Source organism: Nitrosomonas sp. Nm166 (genome assembly GCF_900112825.1).
In the GTDB taxonomy this organism is placed as follows: Bacteria; Pseudomonadota; Gammaproteobacteria; order Burkholderiales; family Nitrosomonadaceae; genus Nitrosomonas.
Map to the genome: position 1 here is coordinate 1 of NZ_FONE01000043.1, position 22,677 is coordinate 22,677.

General features: G+C 45.5%; 22 protein-coding genes, 1 pseudogene and 1 CRISPR repeat array. Of the genes and pseudogenes, 17 read left to right on the top strand and 6 right to left on the bottom strand.

The window, feature by feature from the left end:
* Positions 1–182 precede the first annotated feature (182 nt).
* Positions 183–635: pseudogene (locus tag BM021_RS11860) on the top strand (transposase).
* A gap of 232 nt (positions 636–867) precedes the next feature.
* Here BM021_RS11860 and BM021_RS11865 read toward each other — a convergent pair.
* The 4 genes from BM021_RS11865 to BM021_RS11880 are packed head-to-tail and all read right to left on the bottom strand — an operon-like array spanning position 868 to position 5,205.
* Complete coding sequence (locus BM021_RS11865) at positions 868–3,870, bottom strand: hypothetical protein (protein WP_090721248.1); 3,003 nt, start codon at positions 3,868–3,870, stop codon at positions 868–870.
* A complete protein-coding gene (locus BM021_RS11870) occupies positions 3,860–4,372 on the bottom strand; it encodes a hypothetical protein (protein WP_090721249.1) in 513 nt (170 codons plus the stop codon). Before BM021_RS11870 ends, BM021_RS11865 begins: the two co-directional genes overlap by 11 nt.
* Positions 4,362–5,009, bottom strand: coding sequence for a hypothetical protein (locus tag BM021_RS11875; protein ID WP_090721250.1), 648 nt, complete (start codon positions 5,007–5,009; stop codon positions 4,362–4,364). The genes BM021_RS11870 and BM021_RS11875 overlap by 11 nt, the downstream gene beginning before the upstream one ends.
* A gap of 4 nt (positions 5,010–5,013) precedes the next feature.
* Positions 5,014–5,205, bottom strand: coding sequence for a ribbon-helix-helix domain-containing protein (locus BM021_RS11880; RefSeq protein ID WP_090721251.1), 192 nt, complete (start codon positions 5,203–5,205; stop codon positions 5,014–5,016).
* A 124-nt stretch (positions 5,206–5,329) separates the two neighbouring features.
* On the opposite strand from BM021_RS11880, the gene BM021_RS11885 reads away from it, so the two are divergent.
* The 10 genes from BM021_RS11885 (at position 5,330) to cas2e (ending at position 12,382) form a co-directional block, all read left to right on the top strand.
* The gene (locus BM021_RS11885) at positions 5,330–6,331 is read left to right on the top strand and encodes a hypothetical protein (protein ID WP_143074336.1); all 1,002 of its coding nucleotides are present in this window, start codon (positions 5,330–5,332) and stop codon (positions 6,329–6,331) included.
* On the top strand, positions 6,297–7,604 hold the full coding sequence (gene cas1 / locus BM021_RS11890; RefSeq protein WP_090721253.1) for a CRISPR-associated endonuclease Cas1: 1,308 nt from the start codon (positions 6,297–6,299) through the stop codon (positions 7,602–7,604). The genes BM021_RS11885 and cas1 overlap by 35 nt, the downstream gene beginning before the upstream one ends.
* Before the next feature lie 73 nt (positions 7,605–7,677).
* Positions 7,678–8,055: a type I-E CRISPR-associated protein Cse2/CasB gene (casB, locus tag BM021_RS11895; protein WP_218147860.1), complete on the top strand. Its 378-nt coding sequence runs from the start codon at positions 7,678–7,680 to the stop codon at positions 8,053–8,055.
* Between the two features lie 18 nt (positions 8,056–8,073).
* Positions 8,074–9,216 carry a type I-E CRISPR-associated protein Cas7/Cse4/CasC gene (gene cas7e, locus BM021_RS11900; protein WP_090721255.1) on the top strand — a complete coding sequence of 381 codons (1,143 nt, stop codon included), beginning with the start codon at positions 8,074–8,076 and terminating at the stop codon, positions 9,214–9,216.
* A 5-nt stretch (positions 9,217–9,221) separates the two neighbouring features.
* On the top strand, positions 9,222–9,881 hold the full coding sequence (gene cas5e / locus BM021_RS11905) for a type I-E CRISPR-associated protein Cas5/CasD (protein WP_090721256.1): 660 nt from the start codon (positions 9,222–9,224) through the stop codon (positions 9,879–9,881).
* Entirely contained in the window at positions 9,868–10,485 is a 618-nt protein-coding gene (cas6e, locus tag BM021_RS11910) for a type I-E CRISPR-associated protein Cas6/Cse3/CasE (RefSeq protein WP_090721257.1), read from the top strand. The genes cas5e and cas6e overlap by 14 nt, the downstream gene beginning before the upstream one ends.
* A 42-nt stretch (positions 10,486–10,527) precedes the next feature.
* On the top strand, positions 10,528–10,785 hold the full coding sequence (locus BM021_RS11915) for a hypothetical protein (protein ID WP_090721258.1): 258 nt from the start codon (positions 10,528–10,530) through the stop codon (positions 10,783–10,785).
* Positions 10,763–11,194 (top strand): PIN domain-containing protein, encoded by a 432-nt coding sequence (locus BM021_RS11920; protein ID WP_177186369.1) that lies wholly within the window; start codon positions 10,763–10,765, stop codon positions 11,192–11,194. Before BM021_RS11915 ends, BM021_RS11920 begins: the two co-directional genes overlap by 23 nt.
* Entirely contained in the window at positions 11,194–12,105 is a 912-nt protein-coding gene (gene cas1e / locus BM021_RS11925; protein ID WP_090721259.1) for a type I-E CRISPR-associated endonuclease Cas1e, read from the top strand. The genes BM021_RS11920 and cas1e overlap by 1 nt, the downstream gene beginning before the upstream one ends.
* Positions 12,086–12,382: a type I-E CRISPR-associated endoribonuclease Cas2e gene (gene cas2e, locus BM021_RS11930; protein ID WP_090721260.1), complete on the top strand. Its 297-nt coding sequence runs from the start codon at positions 12,086–12,088 to the stop codon at positions 12,380–12,382. The genes cas1e and cas2e overlap by 20 nt, the downstream gene beginning before the upstream one ends.
* Before the next feature lie 60 nt (positions 12,383–12,442).
* A CRISPR array of direct repeats spans positions 12,443–13,998; the repeat unit is 29 nt; unit sequence GTGTTCCCCACGCCCGTGGGGATGAACCG.
* A 129-nt stretch (positions 13,999–14,127) separates the two neighbouring features.
* Here the strand turns inward: cas2e and BM021_RS11935 are convergent.
* Complete coding sequence (locus BM021_RS11935; RefSeq protein WP_090721261.1) at positions 14,128–15,057, bottom strand: LysR family transcriptional regulator; 930 nt, start codon at positions 15,055–15,057, stop codon at positions 14,128–14,130.
* Positions 15,058–15,183: 126 nt separating this feature from the next.
* Between BM021_RS11935 and BM021_RS11940 the strand changes: the two genes are divergently transcribed.
* From BM021_RS11940 to BM021_RS11965, 6 genes are all read left to right on the top strand, one after another.
* A complete protein-coding gene (locus BM021_RS11940) occupies positions 15,184–16,050 on the top strand; it encodes a pirin family protein (RefSeq protein WP_090721262.1) in 867 nt (288 codons plus the stop codon).
* A gap of 30 nt (positions 16,051–16,080) precedes the next feature.
* Positions 16,081–16,488 carry a DoxX family protein gene (locus BM021_RS11945; RefSeq protein WP_090721263.1) on the top strand — a complete coding sequence of 136 codons (408 nt, stop codon included), beginning with the start codon at positions 16,081–16,083 and terminating at the stop codon, positions 16,486–16,488.
* Between the two features lie 149 nt (positions 16,489–16,637).
* Positions 16,638–17,027: a succinate dehydrogenase, cytochrome b556 subunit gene (sdhC, locus tag BM021_RS11950; protein ID WP_090721264.1), complete on the top strand. Its 390-nt coding sequence runs from the start codon at positions 16,638–16,640 to the stop codon at positions 17,025–17,027.
* A complete protein-coding gene (gene sdhD, locus BM021_RS11955; RefSeq protein ID WP_090721265.1) occupies positions 17,021–17,374 on the top strand; it encodes a succinate dehydrogenase, hydrophobic membrane anchor protein in 354 nt (117 codons plus the stop codon). The genes sdhC and sdhD overlap by 7 nt, the downstream gene beginning before the upstream one ends.
* Before the next feature lies 1 nt (position 17,375).
* Entirely contained in the window at positions 17,376–19,139 is a 1,764-nt protein-coding gene (gene sdhA / locus BM021_RS11960; RefSeq protein ID WP_090721266.1) for a succinate dehydrogenase flavoprotein subunit, read from the top strand.
* Between the two features lie 74 nt (positions 19,140–19,213).
* Positions 19,214–19,903: a TIGR04211 family SH3 domain-containing protein gene (locus BM021_RS11965; RefSeq protein WP_090721267.1), complete on the top strand. Its 690-nt coding sequence runs from the start codon at positions 19,214–19,216 to the stop codon at positions 19,901–19,903.
* Positions 19,904–19,943: 40 nt separating this feature from the next.
* Here the strand turns inward: BM021_RS11965 and BM021_RS11970 are convergent, their stop codons facing one another.
* Positions 19,944–22,655, bottom strand: coding sequence for a cation-transporting P-type ATPase (locus tag BM021_RS11970; RefSeq protein ID WP_090721268.1), 2,712 nt, complete (start codon positions 22,653–22,655; stop codon positions 19,944–19,946).
* Between the last annotated feature and the right edge of the window lie 22 nt (positions 22,656–22,677).

Below are 22,677 nucleotides of genomic sequence, written 5' to 3' on the forward strand. Positions count from 1 at the left end.
CCAGCTTCGACCAGAACTCATCACTGAGCATCAATCGGGGCATCGCAAACTCGTCTCATTGGTGGTATAGGAACCTCAATATTACGAGTTTGCTCCTTTCTATTAAATACTTATCTTCAATTATCAACAGACCCTAGTAACAAGGGCCCAAACTAGCAGATACATTCTGTTAGTCTAGTAAGATGTTAAGAAACAGTAAATTAACTGATTATTATATTAAAAAAATCAAAACTTTTGCTTTGATACCTATTAATAAAGCAGCTCTGCTGTTAGGCAGAGCGGAAGTTGATGAAAGGAATGAAGGTGCGAAACGGCATCGTGATTATCATGTGAAACTCAAGCGCGGTCGCAAATTGGTCAAGTATCGATTGAAAGCGTCATTTATAATGATGGCTGGCATGAATACAATGGTTTGGTAGGTATAGGATATTCCAAACACTTTCATGTATCCCATTGTGATAATAAATTTGTTCGGGATGGGCATTGCCATATTAATCATATTAAATCATTTTGGAGTTTTACTAAGCGGCGGCTGGCAAAGTTTAATGGTGTATCAATTAACTTTGATCTGCATCTAAAAGAATCTGAATGGCGTTGGAAAAAAACAGCCTGATGAACTTGCTAATGAACTATGACAATTCATCAGATATTATTAACTCTGCTAGAGCCACAATAAGACCAAACCGATGCTCTTCAAATCTTATATATTCATTCTGAAAAATTCTTAACTGGTTAGACTATATTATAAGCAGCCTCATCAAAATAGTTAATTTATCCATAAATTCCTTAAATTATATTTTAACGAGTTGAACCGTATTCAAACTTTTATTAATGATGAATATTCAGTTGAAATGGTCAAGTCTAAATCTATTTAAGCGTATACAAAGCTTTTAAAATTTTTCCTCTAGTTTCAGGGTTTGGCTTTGCACCATTTCTGACATCATATAATGTCTGACGTGGAATTCCCGTCAATCGGATCCATTCTTTCATAGGCCGCTGCTTGAGCAATTCAGCCAACCCCGTGTGCTGATATTCCGCTGCTTCCTCATAGTCGATAATACCTTCACTTGCTTCACTGATATCATCCTTGATGCGATGAGTTTCCTTCCCAATATACACATGCTCAACAATTTGGAGATGCTGCCGCTCTAGTCGCCCAATGCCTTTCGGATTAGCAGCTTTTACTTCCGGATGCGAAAAGTAATTGACTATACACTCTGCCAATGTCTTGTGTTCAATAATTATCAAGTTCTGATTATCCATGCGTCTGATTTGATCGCGAATAGCATGATAAGAAGCACCAAAGGGAGCATAAAAAGGTATGCCCTTGAGACTAAATAAATTATCAGGTCGATAACTTAGTTCCTCAAAATTATTGTTTAGTCTTCCCAATAGATCAGCCTGATTTAATGACGGTAACATCGTCATGAAGGAAAACGGACGGATACCCGCAATATCTTTAAACCGTTTCAGTAATTGCGCGGTAGAAACTGTTACTCGAGTAAGCGCAGGCTCAAATAAGAATTTAAGATCATATAGGGATAAATGCGCTTCCCCCTGCTCGATTTGTTGAATTGCGCTATACCACAAATCATACATCCAGCGATGACCGCCAAGTTTATAGACGTTATCGCAAGGCTCAGGTGTTTTAGAATCATAGGCAGCCGGTCTCATCCAACTACCCGTGCCATGAGAAGAGAATTTTCTTATTTGATAGCCTGTATCGGTGCGGTTATATAAAACATAGCGTTTGGCCGCAACCGCGATGCAATACAGAGGCTCAGCCTCTCCATTAAAATAATTAACATCCTCAATTTTTAAAAGCTCAGATAGATTTCTGTAGGGTGAGAGTGACTTAAAACAATCACAGATTTCCTTTACTTTGGTATTAAAGTCATCGCGGCTTAAACCCTCAGGTCTCGCAAAAGCCATTGAATCAGTATCACATAGCACATAATCAATTCCTCGCTCAACCGCTAATTTCTCAGCCATCGCTAAAAGTAAACGACCGGCTGCAGGTATTAGCGCTCCGCATGGCCCTATGAAATAAAGGCCAGGTTCTTCAATCGCTTTGGTTTTGCCTTTAATACACTGATCGGCATAGATATGCACTGGCATATTTTTATCATTGCTGTCATCGGGGTTGATTTCAACCAATACGCCATAGCTGGTCGAATTGGCAATCAGTTTAAGTGCTTGTTGTAAACCATCCAGGTAAAGAAATTCACTACTACCTGATGGTAGGTTTTTCATTTGTTTCTTGATATCAGCCCGCATCTCAATCACACGGGCAAATAAATCATCTTTTTCCAGATCAATTAAGAAGCGTTCATCACCGAATAACTTCCATGTCTTGGTCTTAATATGTCCCTCTGGTACGAGCTTAAATGCGTCAACGATATTTGGTTCTTTTCCGGTTAACAGTTTTGAAGCCAAGATATCGGCCAAGCAATACCAAACAGCTGGCCCGGAATCAACATAATTTAGTCCGATATTAGTTGCTGCGCTCTGTTCTCCATAAGTTGTGCGAACAGGTAACAGATCACCATCAGGTATTACTTTGACAAAGCAACGCAACAAAGGCCACGTTTTCTTCGCTAACAAGTCGTCCAGGGTTAAGATAGCTAATAAGTGCTGCGCTTCTTCAAGACAAGGCTCTACACCAATCTTTTCAGCAAGCAAGAGTTCTTGAATATTCATTAAGGCATTGACTGTCGGGTATTCACTGGTGAAATCGGTATAGATTACTTCGATAGGCTGCAATCGAATGCGAACTTCAGTTCGTCCGCCATAGTAGGCCATCATTGCCCGTCCGATGGCAATTCTCGGAAATTCTATGTGTCGCTTCAAAAAAGGCGGAATACCTAAATCCTGGAGATAAGCTTTGCCGATAGAAGCTTCAGAAAAAATCTTCCAGGGTTCTTTTGTTAAGCCATGCTGCCGGTAAACTTCACGCTCGGCCTGATATAAAGCCCAGGTAGCTTCCACATCTTGGAGCGCATAGGTGAGATAAGTTTCTGTCAAAGGCCCGCCGTGTTCGACATTGCCTTCCATTTTAAGTAAAAAAGCCTTAAATCGCTTTCCCATGCCTGCCAAAGTACTATCACCAGGGCCTAACAATGCACGGCCAAAAGTAGCCGTATCCAAAAATCGCCCCCGATATCTATTCACCTTTCTGCTAGGTTTACGTAGCGCACGAAAGTCAAATAATGCCTTTTTTCCGCCTAAGGATTTGATGCGAATTGGCGGATGGTCAAAACAGGAATCATCAGTACGGCAATCACATAGTGTTAACCAAAAACCGTCATAGAATTTACTTTTCGCTTCACCCCAACACGTCGCTAAGCGGGATAAATCGAAAGGCAGATTATGCCCGATACACAAGGCATATCGAAGGTATACCCATGGATAAAAAACTTTGCTTATAAACCCTTCTTTCTCGTAAAGTTGTAGGTTATGCAGCTGTGCAAATTGCTGCAGTAACGAGAGCTCATCATTGTTGATTTCATCTGGGTTATAAAAAATACCTACTTCTTTTTGTTTATCCAGGGCTTCACGGTTCAATTGTCCTTGCCGATAAAGCCAGACTCTCGTGTCAGGATCGATACCATAAATTGCATAAACTCCAAAGCGCAAAGCTTGCCGGTTGTCGATAGTTGTCTCAGTGTCGAATACTAGACAATAGCCTTCATAGGGGCGACCAATTTCCTGGATAGCTTGAGCTTCTGCGTTTAAATTATTAGATGTGTGTTTTCGTTTAGAGGCTCGGTCATTCTTCGATGAGCCGTTTTCTGCTGCATCAATCTTTTCAATAAAACAACGTAGATATTGCGCTACAGGTTTCGGTGTGTTGTGATTTTTACTCTGCATATTGAGGTTCTTCTATAGATTTGATTGCCGATGCCGGGATAGTTTTTATTGCCCATACCAGAACAGCAATAAACAGCATGATTTGAATTAGAGAGAAAGGGCCTATCGCATTCTTGCGAGATGCTTCCGACATTGCCTCAACACATTGCTCGCTGAATATCTCGAACGGGATTGCCGGATTAAAGGTTAAAACATAAAAATCAAGAATTCCCCATATTAAAAACAAGGCACAACGCTCATGCAGCCATAAATCAGGCCATTCATATTGGCGACGCGATAACATGGCATGGCAGTTAAGGCAGATCGGTACGATGTTGGGAGCGTGCTTTCTTCCAGCTAAATGATGCAGCTCTAACGGCAAATGATTGCGGTGACAAATTTGGCATAATCCCTTGTGATGTTTTCTGTCAGCGCAGTTGTGGCAAAGGCCAACTTCCGGCTTTCGCAAGGCCGCTTTACGATATTCCCCACACTGTCTGCAGCATCGATAATCAGGATGCATAATTCATCACCCTGAATGCGCGTTGTTCAGAAGCAAACGAGCGTTCATAGCCTTCCTGGTCGGCATCGCTCATTTGTTCGAAAATGGAAATCAGGTCATCAACTGAAGTTAACAAACGATACTGATTACCGTTCATATCGAAGACTGTTGTATGAGCGAAGACATCTAGGGCAGATGCATTTCCCATCCGTGCTTTAGATGTGGCATTCCAATAATCGCCAACGATGCTGGCATTCTTGAAATCTAAAAGGATGTCTTTGAATAATTTTCCATCCTTTGTCAGGATAGGGAAGCGAGCTCTACTTAAGGTCTCCCAGCGCTTACTCTTGCTATCTGATATTCGATGTAAAATATTCCGCTCTAAATCAAGTTTCTTGATGGTAGCTACTGAGATACGCGCATCTTTGGCTGCTTGTGATAAAGATTTCCCAGACGAAACCCCCTTGATTACTTGGTAAAAGCGCTCAACGGTTGTTGTGCGAGTACTACCGATTAAGCCCGAGCGCTTTAACTCAGAAACCTTAGTCTCTTCCTTTCTAGCATGGCCTCTGGCTTGCGCAATCGATAACCCTCTCTCTTCTGCCAATTGCCGCCGCCGTTGGTACTCGGCTTTGTAGTCCCGTTTTTTGGTTGACATAGCCTTATACTTCCTCAATATCCTTCGGTGCGGTCTTGTCTTCGGCAAACAGTGTTTGTTGCAATGCCTCACGCACCAAAGCGCTGCGGTTAATGCCACGTTCACGGGCTAATTGGGTTAAGCGCTCTATCCAGCTTATAGGTAAAACTACGGGTAAAGTGCTTGAGCGTTGATTTGAGAATGTAGTGTTTGTCATATAAATCTCCACAAATAAATAATCTAACTAATTAATTAAATTGTTATAATGTATATAATTATTTATCTCTTAGAGATTGCTGACAAACGCAGAAATGCCGAATAATGTAAATCTGAAAATATTGATGGAAATATTTATCACTACATCTGAGCTAATTGAGGAATCAGAGAAAATAATTGGCACCGCTGGAATGCGAGATGTCCCCATAAACTACAACAAGCTTCTACGTTGGCAACAGAAGGGCTTGCTACCTAGACAGCGGTTATGTGGAGCTGGGCCGGGCGAGCGCCAGGAGAGTCTTTGGGGAAAAAGCTGTATTGGACGGTTACAAGTTATTGCTGGCTGCGTGAAAGGAAAAAGGCTGAATTGCAAAGCTGCAGAACAAGCCTTAATTGCTACCGGGTTCTGGATTAGAGGAGATCTATTGAAGAAACATCTTCTTGCAGCTTGTAAGAAAATGTCTGCTGACTTGGAAAAGCAGCAGAGAGTCGATAGTCCAGACCCGACTGATCGAGCTGCAAATTTGGAGCGTTCAACTCGCGATCGGATGTCCGCCCATGGTGAGTTCGTGAAAGCAATATTTGCCATTTGCCGCTTGGGCTATACGGACTTGAATGAAGAAGAGGAACACTTCAAATCACTCGCTGCCCTTGCGAGCTTCTTCAGACCGAAAGTATTGCGAGATTTAATCGAAAACAGTCAACCAGAACAATTGGAAATCGCTTATCAAAGCCCGGCAGTAATTTCTTTTGCAGCATTAATAGCTAGCCTGTTTGATCTGATATGTGGACAAAGCAAAGAATTACCCATAACGGGTTTGGCTGACAACGCCATTATAAACAGCTTGCTCAATATGCTTATGCCAAAGCCTTCCGGTAAGCTGCGACGTAAGAAACCTTATCCTTATTCCAAAGAAATGGTTCAGTACAATGCTCATTTAACGGCTATCATTTTTTATCTCGTGTATTGTGAATACAAAGACCTGCTTCTACCACTTATTCCATTATTAGTTGCCGAAGCTTTAAATAAACAGGAACTTGTAGTGCCAGAAAACATTAAAGACATGCTCAATAGCAAATTGGAAGAACCAAATGCATTATTTAACTTGCCCTCAATGTCAAAGTGAATTCGCCACAAAAGATAAGCGGGCGAAATATTGTTCAAAGCCCTGCTCCAACAGTGGCAGAGCACGTGAAAAACAGCGCTTGGTTATAAAAACAACCAGTTCAGCTAAAAAATTTAACCCCATCAATAAAACAGTTCCTATTGCTGAAATTAATAATTCAGTTTCAACACTGGACGATGACCGTCCTTTTGATGTTACCCCATCAGATGGTTCACCAACTTATATCCAATTTACACTCAATGGCAAGGAATACGCTGAGTCAGGCAAACGCTGGGCAGCAGAAACCAAAGAAAAGGATGTGATTACCTTAGCTGGAAACGGATGCAGTCTTCAAGTAGATAAAGGTCAATTGGTGTTACGTTCTGGCTTTGGCTGCTCTACAGTACCAGATCGAGAAAGAAGGTTCTCACGTGGTGTTCATGCCATACGGGCGATTATCGTCTTGAATACTACCGGCAGCCTTTCCACAGCGGCCATTCAATGGTGTGCTGATCAGCGTATTGCGCTTTATATATTAGATCGGGACGCCAACTTGACAGCCTTGACCCATCCACATACACCTCACGTTATATCGCTACGACGCTTACAATACTTGGTTGAGCCTGTTGCACTGGCGAAAGAAATTTTAAGTCGAAAACTGAAAGCTTGCCAAAGGATTAAGCCGGAATTGGCTGAAACTTTGACTCCTTTTTTTGCTTCTATCGGCAAAGCTGAAGCATTGGAATCCTTACGCCTGTTTGAAGCCAGGGCAGCGATCATCTATTGGACTAGCTGGAATAGTGCGATTAAATGGAAGGAAAAAGATGTGCCGGTTGAGTGGAAAAGTTTTACTCAGAGAGCATCAGGTATTTCCGGCAAGGGTTATAAAGCCACACATCCAGTCAATGCCTTATTGAATTATGCATATGCAATATTGGCTGGGCAAGTGGAACGTGTATTACAGATTGCAGGACTCGATGTGGCCGTGGGAAGCCTTCATTCTGATCAGGATGGGCGGGCCTCGCTGGTTTTTGATTTAATGGAGCCGCTACGGCCTCAAGTCGACCGGGTTATTTTTAGTTGGGTGGCTGCTCAACGATGGCGTCGAAGTGATTTTGTAGTTGATAGGCAAGGCGTGATTAGAATGCATCCGCAATTAGCCCGAGTAGTGGTTACTAAAGCTCTATTGCCTGATGGCGTAATTCGGGACGAAATTAATGCTTATGTAGGGCTGCTTAAGCGGCTTGGTGATAAGCCATTAAAGCTTGCTACTCAACAGACACTCAATATTTAGCAAACCAGAAAATAATCATTTAACAATCAGACCGCAGCGGTAAGTTGGCGACGGTACCTAAATCTCGGCAAGTTTGGGTATCAAGTCAAAAGTGTACGGCGTTTTGGGAGAAGTTAACATACCCCCTTCTTACCGGGTGTTGAAGGATAACAAGGCGCATAAAGGCATGCTGCGATTGCTGTATTGCCTGCCGTTAATCCGGCATCAAGACAATGGTGATTCACTCGGTAAAGCATTGGCCAAGGCTGATATCAACGAGAAACGCCTGTTTATGGTTATACGCTCGCAAGAGCCGAACGATCTGATTCAATTGCGTCGCCTGTTGAAACAGGCCGAGCCGCAACTGGATTGGTTGTCTACCGCTAAGACGTTGTATTACTGGAATGATCTGGCAAAACGTCAGCTATTGGAAGACTTTTTCTTTTACCAAAACATCAAAATGACTGCTTAAGCATAAGGATATCGACTCATGAACGAAAACTTTATCAATTTCCATGTTCTGATTTCTCACAGCCCTGCTTGTTTAAATCGGGATGATATGAACATGCAAAAATCGGCTATTTTTGGCGGCAAGCGCCGAGTCAGGATTTCGAGTCAAAGTTTGAAGCGCACCATGCGTCATAGCGATTATTACCGTCAACATCTCGGAGAACCCAGTGTCAGAACCAAGCACCTTTGGAATCCCGAAAAAAATAATTTGAAGGATTATGCAATTAAGGCATTAGCTGAAAGATTCGATAAGGCGCTAGTAGAAAAAACCATTGAATTACTCAGTGAAAAAAAACTGGATTCGGAAAATAAAGTGGAAAACGATGCTGTTGCACCTTGGGTCGTTGAAGAAATTGCTTATTTCTGTGAACAGATTAAATTAATGGAAGAAGATGGAACCAGTGAAAAAGACTTGCAAAAACAAATAAAAAAAGACGGCCAGGCTTTTCGTCAGGCACTCGCTAACGGCTTGGATATTGCTTTGTCCGGCAGAATGGCAACTTCAGGTTTGATGAGCGAGGTCGGGAAAATAGACGGTGCATTAGCCGTCGCCCACGCAATTACCACGCATGCCGTCGATGCTGATATTGACTGGTTTACAGCAGTTGATGATTTGCAGGAACTTGGTTCCGGTCACCTAGATACTCAGGAATTTTCCTCTGGTGTGTTTTACCGTTACGCCAGCTTAAATCTCAAGCAATTACAGGTTAATCTCGGATTGTTATCGGGCATGAAAGGTGAGGAAACACCGGAAAGCCGTGCCAGAGCGCTCGATATTGCTGCTCATGTATTGCATATGTTGGCTACAGAAGTGCCTAGTGCCAAACAGCAAAGTTTCGCAGCGCACAACTTGGCTGATGTTGCTTTGGTCAGTTTCTCTCATCAGCCTATATCATTGGCAAATGCTTTTGAAGAACCGGTACAAGCTGATCAGAAAGGCGGATTTAGAGAACCGTCTTTCAAGGCATTGAATGGTTACTGGGATAAAGTGCATCGCGGTTATGGCCTGCGAGAACGGTGTGCTGAATTTTCACTGGAAGAAATCGAAGTGCCTCAGGGGATTACGATTAAACCTTCATTGCCGCATCTTGAAAGCTGGATTAGAAACAATAGCCAAGGTTAATTATCATGCGCGACTACTTGATTCTGAAATTGACTGGCCCGTTACAGGCATGGGGGAAGGAAACCTTTGAGGGTTTAAGACCTTCGGAACTTTTTCCTACCCGCAGTGCATTGTTAGGGCTGCTGGGGGCTTGCTTGGGAATCGAGCGTAACGATCAGACTCGGTTGAAAAACTTGGCCTTAAGCGTCGGGTTCGCCGTACGTGTCGGTCAACAATGTCAAAAGATGACTGATTATCATACCGTCAAAAATGCTCGTAAAGATTACCGTGGACTGAGCAGTCACGATACGATACAGACATGGCGGGAGTACTGGCAGGATGCCGTTTATACGGTTGCGGTATGGGAGTATGAAAATGCGCCTGTTTCATTGTCTGACATAGAATCGGCCCTAAAACAACCGTTGTACACACCGGTTTTAGGTCGACGCAGCTGTCCAATGACACGACCCTTATTCGAAGCTCAAGTGTCAGAAGATTCGGTTTTGGCCGCGTTGGCTTACAATGGTAGTGGCCAGGGAACGATATACAGTGATGAAGACATACCCGGCCATAATACGATTCCGTTAAAAAAGCGCGACGTACCCATTATTCACCAATCCCGTCAATTCGCCAGCCGAATAGTGTATATGACCGCTGAAAAAGGAGATGGACATGTTTTTGAGTAAAGTCTATATCCCGTGGCAGCAGGCAAAGGATCCTTATCAGTTTCATCAAGCGTTGTGGCGCTTGTTTCCTGGTCATGAAAAGGATGATCGTGGTTTTTTGTTTCGTGTTGAACAGCAACAAAAAGGAACTAGCACGCAAGTCTTGATGCAATCCATGCAAAAACCGGATGAAAATGTAAAAAACCCTCAATTGTTGACACAACGAAGCTATGACATTAATCCATGTGTTGGACAAAGGCTACGTTTTCGGTTGCGGGCTAATCCGATTAGGACCATTAAAGACGACCGTAAAGGAACAGTCGTAAAGAAGGGTTATGCTTATACCAAAACGGTTCGAGTGCCATTGCTACATGAAGAAGAGCAGCACGCTTGGCTGGAACGCAAATTTCAAAGCTGGGCAAAGTTGGAAGCACTATTGATTCAGCCGGAGCCAGTTTTGTATTTTCGGAAACAGAAAGACAACCATAGCGGCAAAATACAACCCGTGTTGTTTGATGGAATTCTGACGGTTGTTGATGCGCATGGCTTTCTCAATCAACTACAAAAAGGTATTGGTCCTGCCAAAGCCTTCGGCTGTGGCCTGCTTTCCATTGCCAGAGCATAATGTTATAGTCTGTCAGACAAACAGTCGGACAAGGAATGCGATATGAGAATAACCGTTAGAGTAGATGCTAGTTATGAGCAAAAAATTAAAGCCATTCAGCAGAGAACACATCTTAATACTACTGATGTAATCAAACAGGCCATTGACTTGTTGTATGAAAAAGCGGAATTAAGCGGCAAGGATAAAAACAGGAAGCTGCTTGATAAGCTGTCTGGAATCGGTCATGGGCCGAAAGATGGTTCGGTGAATTATAAGCATTATATTGCTGAATATATCGATGAAAAATTTGATCATCGCTGATACTGGATTTTGGTATGCGTTGATCAATAAAGATGATTTTTTTCATGTGCAAGCGGTTGCGGCACTGAAGAACATTGATGGCGAGTTGATTTCAACGTGGCCTGTCATTACTGAAACAAGCTATTTATTGCAAAGCCGGTTGGGTTTGCAGCAGGTGTGCGAGTTTCTGGCTTCTTATCATGAGGGTTTGTTTCTCGGTTATGAGCTTAGCTCGGAGCAGCTTTTGCATATGATTGAACTGATGAAAAAATATGCAGACCTGCCCATGGATTTGGCTGATGCCTCTTTGGTTGTTTTGGCTGAAGCATTAGGGCATGGACGAATCCTTTCCACCGATATGCGTGACTTTAAAACCTATCGCTGGAAGAATCATCATCCATTCCAGAATTTGCTGTTGCCTGATTGCTGATGTTGCCGCCGCTTAAACCCATTGCCATGAAAGAGCGTTTGTCGATTCTTTTTATTGAGAAAGGCCATCTGGATGTGCTGGACGGCGCATTCGTTGTGGTCGACAAAACCGGTGTGCGCACGCATATTCCGGTGGGTGGTGTTGCTTGTCTGATGCTGGAACCAGGTACGCGGGTTTCGCATGCAGCAGCGGCGCTCGCTGCACGTGTAGGTACGTTACTGGTATGGATTGGCGAAGCTGGTGTAAGGCTTTATTCATCCGGGCAACCGGGCGGGGCCCGCGCCGACAGGCTTTTGTATCAGGCTAAATTGGCTTTGGATGAGGCATTGCGCTTGAAAGTAGTGCGTAAGATGTATGCCATGCGTTTTGGAGAAGAACCGCCCGCGCGTCGCAGTGTCGAGCAATTGCGCGGCATTGAGGGTGCAAGAGTACGTGAAACATATAAATTGATTGCGAAAAAATACGGTGTGGAATGGAAAGCGCGGAATTACGATACGGAAGATTGGGATAAGGGCGATATGCCCAACCGGTGTTTGAGCGCCGCAACCGCCTGTCTTTATGGCGTAACCGAAGCAGCCGTGCTGGCAGCAGGTTACGCGCCTGCGGTGGGTTTTATTCATACCGGTAAACCGTTGTCTTTTGTTTACGATGTGGCGGATATTTACAAGTTTGAAACCGTTGTTCCACTGGCATTTAGAATTGCCGCGAAACGACCTGGCAAACCGGAACAGCAAGTAAGGCTTGCGTGTCGGGATGTGTTTCGCGAAACCAAATTGCTGGAAAGAATCATACCGGGTATAGAAGAAATGCTTTCCGCTGGTGAAATTTCTCCACCGGCTGCACCAAATGATTCTGTACAGCCTGCGATACCGAATCCTGAAGGGATGGGTGATGCTGGTCATCGTGCTTGAAAACGCCCCGCCACGGTTACGTGGGCGACTGGCGATCTGGTTACTGGAAATCCGAGCGGGAGTTTATGTCGGAAATTATTCAGCCAAAGTGCGCGATTACATCTGGGATCAAGTCGAAAAAGGGATCGAAGACGGTAACGCCGTAATGGCATGGCGCAACAATAACGAAGCTGGGTTCGATTTCGTGACATTGGGTACTAACCGAAGAAGCCCAACCGAAATTGACGGTGCAAAACTGGTTTCGTTTTTACCCGAGAAAAGGGAAGACGTTCCTTAAAAATTTGGTAAAATTCAGAGTCCTTTTTTATCGCTGATATTTCAGCGAGATAGAAGAAGTGTGTTCCCCACGCCCGTGGGGATGAACCGAAGTGGCAGCCTCCGTGCCTATGTCTACAGTCGTGTTCCCCACGCCCGTGGGGATGAACCGCCCGCCCTATTTTTGACGTAATTAAAAATCCAGTGTTCCCCACGCCCGTGGGGATGAACCGCATTTACGCAAAAACCATCGACCCGTTTGATTGTGTTCCCCACGCCCGTGGGGATGAACCGCATGAGCGCGATTGACAAAATTACCGATACGCGTGTTCCCCACGCCCGTGGGGATGAACCGCCGTTGTAATCGTACGCGCAAATCGCGCACTTGTGTTCCCCACGCCCGTGGGGATGAACCGGATTATCAGCCAGCGTATTAGTAATTTTGTCAGTGTTCCCCACGCCCGTGGGGATGAACCGCAGCATTATAGCACATGGCCGGCCCCGTGTGCGTGTTCCCCACGCCCGTGGGGATGAACCGCGGGATACGACGAATCGACTAAACGGAAACCTCGTGTTCCCCACGCCCGTGGGGATGAACCGTTGGTGGCGCGACCTACGTATATTTTTTAGACGTGTTCCCCACGCCCGTGGGGATGAACCGCGCGGGTTAGGTATTTGAGTGCAAATCTGAGTGTGTTCCCCACGCCCGTGGGGATGAACCGATTCAGACACGACAACTATTAGTGTGACCAGTGTGTTCCCCACGCCCGTGGGGATGAACCGGGATGCGGCGGGAGTTGTCCAGATGAGCGCCGGTGTTCCCCACGCCCGTGGGGATGAACCGGTATTCGCGGGCGGTAACTTCGGCTCTGCTGGCGTGTTCCCCACGCCCGTGGGGATGAACCGCGCTCAGAATCTGATCTGGATTGGTGGGATAGGTGTTCCCCACGCCCGTGGGGATGAACCGGCTATTTGTGGTGGAAAATTAGAAGTTGATAAGTGTTCCCCACGCCCGTGGGGATGAACCGTAGATATTTCTGAGCAATTTCATTCTCTTTATGTGTTCCCCACGCCCGTGGGGATGAACCGGGATGGAAGTTGGTATCTATAGAGTGTGTAAAGTGTTCCCCACGCCCGTGGGGATGAACCGATAAAATTATTTTTTCTTTTTTAACTTAATAAGTGTTCCCCACGCCCGTGGGGATGAACCGGGTAATGTTTTCAACCAGGCCAAATTTTTCTGGTGTTCCCCACGCCCGTGGGGATGAACCGATTTTGGATTCTGGTTTGCTTAGCGTGAGCGTGTGTTCCCCACGCCCGTGGGGATGAACCGTGTGTACAGATTACATGAGGAACGTATCAATAGTGTTCCCCACGCCCGTGGGGATGAACCGGAATAAACATGGTCATGCATGATTTGATTAGAGTGTTCCCCACGCCCGTGGGGATGAACCGAATTTGTTAACTGATGCCATTTTTTAACCCTCGTGTTCCCCACGCCCGTGGGGATGAACCGGCTGATTATAAAATCATCGGTGAATTTGATTTGTGTTCCCCACGCCCGTGGGGATGAACCGGTAAATTGATTTCCGTTAACTTTGCTTTCCGTGTGTTCCCCACGCCCGTGGGGATGAACTCTAATCCCAGCATTTCATGCCAAATCGGCTATCAGTAAGCTTTATCCTGTGACGAACATGTGCTATTAAGCGCCGTATTTTATGTGCCATAAGCATTGTTATCGTGCGGCATGATTCAGTTGGTACTTTCTCAGGCATTCCTTTCGTTTTGCAAACACAAATCCCAATACGGTGATCCTTCAAATCGCTTGATTAAAAAATCGACAAAAGCTCTGACACGCCGGGAAAGATGGCGTGTTTGTGGATAAATGGCATAAGCTTCTAACTGTGAATAGCGATATTCAGTCAACAGCGGGATCAATTGGCCGCTTTCAATTTCTTTATAAACGATGAATGTCGGCATCAGCACAATACCCATCCCAGCAGCAGCGGCATCCCGAAGGAATTCACCATTGTTGGCTTTCAAATAAGGAACTATCCTGGTTTTGATCAATTGTCCATCGGCATCATACAAATTCCAGGTATCAAAATTACTGATCAGGTTGTAAACCAAACAGCGGTGATTGATTAATTCTTCTGGTAATCGTGGTTTACCCATGCGTTCCAGATAAGCCGGGCTTGCGCACATAATTGCCTGGATAGAAGCAAGACGGCGTGCAATCAAGCTGGAATCCGGCAGGCTGGCAATACGAATAGCCAAATCAAAGCCTTCCGCGAGCAGATCCACTTGACGATCATTAAAATCCAGGTCGAATTCAATGTCTGGATGTGCTTGTAAAAACGCGTTGATCGCAGGCCCCAGATGCATTAAACCAAAACTCAGCGGCAGAGCTACCTTTAGGCTACCCCTTAAGGCGCCATGAAACTGTGATGTGGCATGCTCGGCTTCGAGGATATCTGCAAGGATACGTACAGACTGTTGATAAAAGGTGCGGCCGCTGTCCGTCAGGTTCATTTGTCGAGTAGTCCGATGAAATAACTCGACACCCAGATGCTCCTCCAGTTCTTTTAAACGCCGGCTGATCACTGACTTAGCTACGCCGATGCGATCTGCAGCGGCACTGATGCTACCGGCTTCAACGACCCGCACAAATGCATGCATATTTTCAAATCGATCCATTGTTGTATTGTTGCTTATATGAGAACAATTATTTCTATTAATCGATGTTTATTCTTATTATAACAACGATGATAATACTCACAGCAAGTAAAACATAACGATTTATTAGAAAACAAGGAGAACACTATGAATACAGTCAATAGTTCTACACGGTTGATTCCCGCAGAAGCGGTATCGGAAGGCGCCGGTGTGATCGTGCACCGCATGATTGGCTCACCAGCTTTGCGCAATTATGATCCATTCCTGCTGCTGGATCACATCAGCAGTGATAACCCAAATGACTATATTGCCGGCTTCCCGCCTCATCCGCATCGCGGTTTCAATACCTTTACTTACATGATTGATGGTCATATGGCACATCAGGACAGCATGGGCAATAGTGGCGATTTGGGTCCGGGTTCTGCGCAGTGGATGAAGGCCGCCAGCGGTATCATTCATTCCGAAATGCCGAAACAGGAAAATGGTTTGCTGCGTGGCTTTCAACTGTGGATCAATCTGCCCGAAGCTCACAAAATGGATCACCCTGAATACCAGGAATATCCTGCAGAGGCATTCCCTGTCGTGAAAACAGCTGATTATACGCTCAAGGTATTAATCGGCCGCTTTGGGGATGTCCGCGCACCGATAGAGGATCACCTTACCCATGTGACTTATCTGGATGTGCAGATACAACCCGGCAAACATTTTCATCATCGTTTACCGGTCGAAAACAGTAATTTTTTGTATGTGTTTGAGGGAAATGGCCGATTCAATGGGCAAAATGTGTCTCAGCATTTTCTTATTGTCTTGGGTGCTGATGACAGTGCATTTGATTTTGTCGCTGGAACAGAAGGTGCGCGACTGGTGGTCATTAGCGGTAAGCCGATTCACGAGCCTATTGCTCGATATGGTCCATTCGTGATGAACACCAGAGAGCAAATTGACCAGGCGATGCAAGATTTTCAATCGAACAATTTTGTGCGTGATCGTGCTTGGATCAAACGCGATAAATAAAGTCATTAATCAACTTTCAAGGAGATTCAGATGGAAAAAATCAGTCAATTAATTGCACGGTTATTTCTTGGGCAAATTTTTTTGCTTTCCGGTTTATTCAAAATTAGCGGATATGAAGGCACGCAAGGTTATATGGAGGCAATGGGCGTACCAAGTATGTTATTGCCGGTGGTGATATTACTTGAAGTCGGTGGTGGGTTAACCATTATCGCGGGGTGGCAAACCAGACTGATCGCGATTACATTGGCAGCATTTACGATAGCAGCTGGCGTAATCTTTCACAACAATTTTTCAGATCAGATTCAAATGATTATGTTTATGAAGAATATTGCGATTGCTGGCGGCCTGGTGTTATTGGCTGTGCATGGAGCAGGGGGATACAGTCTTGACAACCGCCGTGTCCAATCCTCGTCAATCAGTCAAAGTTCTAGTAGATAATTTGGTATTTCTAAAACCCGGTTGCTTGCAGCTGGGTTTTTTATTTAAGTTTTGGCTTGAATCATGCCACGTAACAGACTACACTTGAATACGATTTCAGCATATGAGTTGAATTTAGCGACAGCATTTTCTCCTTAAGAATTTCCCGCATGGAAGCGAAATTACACAACAAACGCCCCAAGCATCTGAATCTCTTCAAGATCAGCCAGCCTTTGCCTGCTGTGGTTTCAATTCTGCATCGAATTAGCGGCGTTTTGCTGTTTTTCCCCGGTATTCCCTTATTGTTGTGCAGCTTGCAAATGCTGTTGCAATCACAGCAAAGCTTTGAAGCTCTGCAGGATTTTTTGCGCAATCCAGTAATCAAGTTAATGCTGTTATTCTCTCTATGGTTTTTCTTGCATCACTTGTGTGCCGGTATCCGGCATCTGTTGCTGGATCTGCATGTGGGCATCAAGCTGACGCAAGCACGTGCTGGAAGCAAGCTGGTATTGGCGATGGGTATCATGCTAACGGTGCTGGCAGGGTTGATGCTATGGTAAAGCCACCTAGACTTGCTGTAACAGGTGCCCATTATGGTTTGAAAGATTGGCTGGCGCAACGGGTGACAGCTGTTCTGATGGTCATTTATCTGTTGTTATTGGTGGGTATCGTGTTCGTGGCTGCACCGCAAGATTATGCGGCTTGGAAAAGCATATTCAGTTATCAGTGGCTGCGCATTGCATCCTTTGTGTTTTTCATTTGCCTGTTCTGGCATGCCTGGATCGGGATACGCAACGTTCTGATGGATTATATCCATTCCACGGCAATCCGCCTTACCCTGCAAATTGTGGTGATTATCGCACTGCTGTTTTACGTGGTGTGGGCTGCTGAGATATTGTGGAGTTGATGTGGCAATAATCAAACGAAAATTCGATGTGGTCATTATAGGTGCAGGCGGTGCCGGAATGCGCGCTGCTTTGCAGTTGTCCGAGGCGGGATTGAAAGTAGCAGTGTTGTCCAAGGTTTTCCCTACGCGTTCGCATACGGTTTCGGCACAGGGGGGGATTGCTGCTGCCTTGGGAAATGTAACCGAAGACAATTGGCATTGGCACATGTATGACACGGTAAAAGGTTCCGATTATCTAGGTGATCAGGATGCGATCGAATTCATGTGCCGCCAAGCCAATGAAGTCGTGTATGAATTGGAGCACTTTGGCATGCCATTTGATCGCCTGGAAAATGGCAAGATCTATCAGCGTCCGTTCGGCGGGCAATCACAGCATTTCGGTGGAGCGCAGGCAACGCGCTCCTGTGCGGCAGCTGATCGGACCGGTCATGCACTATTGCATACTTTATATCAACGCAACATCAGCGCCAATACGCAGTTTCTCATTGAATGGATGGCATTGGATCTGATTCGTGATGAGCAAGGCGATGTCCTGGGCATTACTGCGCTGGAGATGGAAACGGGTGAAGTTTCGATTTTGCAGGCCAGAGCCACTTTATTCGCTACCGGCGGTGGTGGACGGATTTTTCAAGCCAGTACCAATGCGCTGATCAATACTGGAGATGGCCTGGGAATTGCTGCGCGTGCTGGAATTCCCTTGGAAGACATGGAGTTCTGGCAATTTCATCCAACCGGTGTTTACGGTGTGGGCGTACTGATCAGTGAAGCCGTGCGCGGGGAGGGCGGTTATTTGCTGAACAAGGATGGCGAACGCTTTATGGAACGTTACGCACCCCACGCCAAGGATCTGGCCAGCCGTGACGTGGTTTCACGGGCCTTAACGATGGAAATCAAGGAAGGACGAGGTTGCGGCGAGGAGATGGATCATTTGCTGCTGAAACTGGATCATCTGGGCGCGGAGATCATCAAAGCCCGGCTGCCAGGGATTCGTGAACTGGCCATTAAATTTGCCCATGTCGATCCTATTAGTGAGCCGATTCCAGTGGTGCCCACTGTGCATTACATGATGGGTGGCATTCCAACCAATTACTTCGGCCAAGTGGTAGCACCGTATAAAACAGGTCCGGAGGAAGTCGTATCTGGTTTCTATGCCGTAGGAGAGTGCGCTTGTGTATCGGTGCATGGTGCTAACCGTCTTGGCACCAATTCTTTGCTCGATCTGGTGGTGTTCGGACGCGCTGCAGCTAATCAGATTATTGAGGATTTAAAAGCGAGTCCACATCATAAGGTTCTGCCAGAAAATGCTGCGGATAAAACACTGAGTCGCTTGGATCGTCTGGAAAATCAGCAAGATGGAGAGAATGTTGCTCAGGTGAATGCTGCTTTGACCAAAACCATGCAAACTTACTGCGGGGTTTTTCGCTTTGAAGATACGCTGACGCAGGGTGTAAAAAAAATTCTTGAGGTCGGCGAGCGTATCAGTCGAACAGAAATCAAGGATAAAAGCAAAGTGTTCAATACTGCACGCATAGAAGCACTAGAGCTGGAGAACATGAAGGAAGTGGCCACAGCCACGATGATCTCTGCGGAAGCTCGGCGTGAGAGTCGCGGCGCCCATGCCCGTGATGATTATCCGCAGCGGGATGATGTCAAATGGTTAAAACATACTTTATATTTCAGTGAGAACAACCGGATCGATTATAAACCGGTGCGCCTGAAACCATTAACCGTCGAGTCTTTTCCGCCCAAAGCCAGAACCTACTAGAACCAATTACTCGATTTGGGTTTGAGTCTGGTTGGATTCTATTTCTTACTAACTCTTAAATCTAGAATCTCGAAATGATGAGAAAGTATAAATATGTCGCTTTGCTGATTGGGTTCATCTGTTGCACTTTGTATTCTTTGTTGGTTTCTGCTGAAACACGGTATGTGTCTGATCAATTGGAAGTAACCTTGCGCAAAGGCCCGAGCCTTAGTCATGCCATTGTAAGGATGTTGAAAAGCGGTACTGCCCTGGAAGTTTTGGAGATTGACGCGGAAACCGGACATACGCGGGTTAAAACAAATGGTGGTGTCGAGGGTTGGATACTGAGCCGCTATTTGAGCGCTGAACCTACTGCAAGAATGCAGTTAGAAAGAATGTTCAAAGAAATAGGCCCTGCCGATAATCCTGACCATTCTGTGCTTTCCCAATTAAAAACAATAAAAAGTGAATACGAGAGCGCCCATCAGCGTATTGCAAAACTTGAAAGTGAAAATAAGCAATTAGAAGCACAATTGGCTTCAATCAAGAAAACATCTGCTAATGTACTATCTATTGATGAAGAAAATAAAAAATTACATCAAAAGCTAGCAATGACTGAAGAGCGCCTTAATAACTTGCAGCTGGAAAATATTGAATTAGGAGATCACAGACAGAAAGACTGGCTTATAACCGGTGCCTTAATCTTGGTGGGTGGTTTGTTACTAGGTTTAATTCTTCCTTTATTTACAAGAAGAAAACGATCAAGATACGACAGCTTTATTTAGACTTCAGAGCCATTTGCGAGACTAAGGAAGAATGTTCATTTCATAATTTAAGATTTTTCAGTCGCAGGCGGATCTGCTTTTCGGTTTCTATAATAGCAAATAGCGCGATACCGATGCCAATGACCAATGCGCCATCCAGAAATGGTACTGCTGCTGTGGAAAATATTACCTGTAGAGGCGGTAGATAAGTAATTGATAATTGCGCAGTAGTAATGATGAGAATCGTTAGCCAGACTACTTTGGTGCCGCGTATTGCTTTCCATGTCAATGATGTGCCATAAATGTTCCGAATAAAAAATAAGTAGAAGATCTCCAGAACTAATACTGTATTTACCGCCAGCGTGCGCGCAAGCTCAATACTGTAGCCCTGCTCGATAGCATAGGTGTATATGCCATATATACCACAAAAGAATAAAATAGATACGAGTAAAATTTGCCATACCAATTCACCACTAAGCAGCGATTCTCCTCTTGCACGAGGCGGGCGTTGCATGGTGTTTTCTTCGGTCGGTTCGAAGGCGAGTGCAATGCCTAATGTTGCAGCAGTGATCAGATTGATCCATAAAATCTGAAGTGGTGTAATTGGTAACGTCATGCCGAATAGTAACGCCACTATGATCGTGATCGCCTCTCCTGCATTAGTCGGTAAAGTCCAGCTGATAACTTTTTTAATATTGTCATATACAGTGCGACCTTCACGTACGGCATTCACAATGGAAGCGAAATTATCATCCGTCAGCACGATTTCCGCTGCTTCCTTGGCTGCTTCTGTGCCTTTTCTGCCCATTGCAATACCCACATCGGCACGCTTCAGTGCTGGCGCATCGTTTACCCCATCACCTGTCATGGCGACAGACATGTTATGAGACTGCAGCGCCGTGACAAGACGCAATTTGTGTTCTGGATGGGTGCGGGCAAAGACATCACACTCCAGTACAGCTGCTTTCAGCGAAGTATCGTCCATTCTATCAATATCAGCACCAGTCAATACGGTTATTGGGTTTTGCAAATTAATCTGCTCAGCAATTGCAGCCGCTGTTTTTGCGTGATCGCCGGTAATCATCTTGACTTGAATGCCGGCAGCATGACATTCCGCTACAGCTGCTATCGCTTCTGTGCGCGGAGGATCGATCATTCCAGTCATACCGAGCAATATGAAACCGCTTTCTACATTCGAATATTCAAGAATTGCGTGCTCCGGTTCCACCGGCTTAGCGGCGAACGCCAATACTCGCTGACCAAGTGAAGCAATGCAGTCGGCTTTTTCTTGCCAATAGGTTTTGTTCAAAGGTTCTGTGCCGCTACTCATGCTTTGCTGTAAGCACATGGCAAGAATCTGTTCCGGCGCGCCTTTGATGAATACACACGCATGGTGTTCGTGATCATGATTCAGCGTCGCCATGAAACGATGTTTAGCGTCAAAGGGGATGACGTCGGTGCGCAACCAGATTGCCTGCTCTTTAGGGACTTCGATACCGATTTTACAGGCGAAAGCCAGCAGTGCGCCCTCCATCGGATCACCTTCGACTACCCATGCGCCAGTATGATTATGCAAGGATGCGTCATTACACAAGACGGCAGCGCGCGCCAGTTCTTTCAGTACGGTGTATTCGGAGGGAAAGACTTCGGCATTTTCCAGCAATAGGGCGCCCTGCGGTTCATAGCCAGCGCCTTGCAGCGTAAACAAATGTTGATGCGTTAGTACTGAGGAAACCATCATTTCATTGCGGGTTAATGTGCCGGTTTTATCAGTGCAAATCACAGATACTGAACCGATGGTTTCAATAGCAGGCAACCGCCGTACAATGGCATTGCGCTGCGCCATTGCTTGCACGCCTATCGCCAGCGTGATGGTTAGCACAGCGGGAAGGCCCTCAGGAATCGCCGCAACCGAAAGTCCTACCACGGCCATGAACATTTCAGTAAATTCATGATGCCCCACGAAATATCCATATGCCAGTAAAAGCATTGCAACAAGCAAAATGAAGATGGTTAGCCATTGAGCAAAAATCTGCATTTGTTTGATCAACGGCGTGGTTAGTGTTTCGACTTCCGATAACAATTCACTGATGCGGCCAATTTCAGTCGAAACACCTGTGGCTATCACCACGCCTTTGCCTTGCCCTGCAGTAACCACGGTGCCTGAAAATGCCATGCAGTGGCGATCACCCAGCGGGGCATCGGCTGCAACACTTTCGATTTGCTTTTGTGCCGGCACCGATTCACCGGTAAGAATCGCTTCCTGTATCTGCAAACCGTGTGTTTTCAGTAACCGCAAATCAGCCGGGACCTTGTCGCCCGCTTCGAGTATTACAATATCACCGGGTACGAGTTTATCTCCAGTAATACTATGACGCTCGCCATTGCGCAATACGGAAGTGTGAGGTGTCAGCATCTGTCGAATGGCATCCATTGATTTTTCTGCCTTGCCTTCCTGAACAAAGCCAATGATGGCATTGATTAGCACGACAGCCAGAATGACGAGAGTATCTATCCAGTGCGCCAGCGTTGCTGTGACGACTGCCGAACCGAGCAGTACATAAATCAGAATATGATGGAATTGCCACAGGAAACGTATCATGATGCTTCGCTTCGGTGGCTCCGGCAGACGGTTGAAGCCATGTATTTTCAGGCGTGCTTCAGCTTCCAGATCGTTCAATCCCGCAGAAGTTGTGTTCAGTTGTTCTAACACCTGATTAATCGGAATATAGTGCCATAAGGTCTGGACGCTTTCTTTTCTGAATTGCTGCATAGGTATTCTCCACTTGGTTCGA

Coding starts and splice junctions, on each gene's coding strand:
- BM021_RS11865 (WP_090721248.1), bottom strand. CDS start 3,870: ATGCAGAGTAAAAATCACAACACACCGAAACCTGTAGCGCAATATCTA.
- BM021_RS11870 (WP_090721249.1), bottom strand. CDS start 4,372: ATGCATCCTGATTATCGATGCTGCAGACAGTGTGGGGAATATCGTAAA.
- BM021_RS11875 (WP_090721250.1), bottom strand. CDS start 5,009: ATGTCAACCAAAAAACGGGACTACAAAGCCGAGTACCAACGGCGGCGG.
- BM021_RS11880 (WP_090721251.1), bottom strand. CDS start 5,205: ATGACAAACACTACATTCTCAAATCAACGCTCAAGCACTTTACCCGTA.
- BM021_RS11885 (WP_143074336.1), top strand. CDS start 5,330: ATGGAAATATTTATCACTACATCTGAGCTAATTGAGGAATCAGAGAAA.
- cas1 (WP_090721253.1), top strand. CDS start 6,297: ATGCATTATTTAACTTGCCCTCAATGTCAAAGTGAATTCGCCACAAAA.
- cas7e (WP_090721255.1), top strand. CDS start 8,074: ATGAACGAAAACTTTATCAATTTCCATGTTCTGATTTCTCACAGCCCT.
- cas5e (WP_090721256.1), top strand. CDS start 9,222: ATGCGCGACTACTTGATTCTGAAATTGACTGGCCCGTTACAGGCATGG.
- cas6e (WP_090721257.1), top strand. CDS start 9,868: ATGTTTTTGAGTAAAGTCTATATCCCGTGGCAGCAGGCAAAGGATCCT.
- BM021_RS11915 (WP_090721258.1), top strand. CDS start 10,528: ATGAGAATAACCGTTAGAGTAGATGCTAGTTATGAGCAAAAAATTAAA.
- BM021_RS11920 (WP_177186369.1), top strand. CDS start 10,763: ATGAAAAATTTGATCATCGCTGATACTGGATTTTGGTATGCGTTGATC.
- cas1e (WP_090721259.1), top strand. CDS start 11,194: ATGTTGCCGCCGCTTAAACCCATTGCCATGAAAGAGCGTTTGTCGATT.
- cas2e (WP_090721260.1), top strand. CDS start 12,086: ATGCTGGTCATCGTGCTTGAAAACGCCCCGCCACGGTTACGTGGGCGA.
- BM021_RS11935 (WP_090721261.1), bottom strand. CDS start 15,057: ATGGATCGATTTGAAAATATGCATGCATTTGTGCGGGTCGTTGAAGCC.
- BM021_RS11940 (WP_090721262.1), top strand. CDS start 15,184: ATGAATACAGTCAATAGTTCTACACGGTTGATTCCCGCAGAAGCGGTA.
- BM021_RS11945 (WP_090721263.1), top strand. CDS start 16,081: ATGGAAAAAATCAGTCAATTAATTGCACGGTTATTTCTTGGGCAAATT.
- sdhC (WP_090721264.1), top strand. CDS start 16,638: ATGGAAGCGAAATTACACAACAAACGCCCCAAGCATCTGAATCTCTTC.
- sdhD (WP_090721265.1), top strand. CDS start 17,021: ATGGTAAAGCCACCTAGACTTGCTGTAACAGGTGCCCATTATGGTTTG.
- BM021_RS11965 (WP_090721267.1), top strand. CDS start 19,214: ATGATGAGAAAGTATAAATATGTCGCTTTGCTGATTGGGTTCATCTGT.
- BM021_RS11970 (WP_090721268.1), bottom strand. CDS start 22,655: ATGCAGCAATTCAGAAAAGAAAGCGTCCAGACCTTATGGCACTATATT.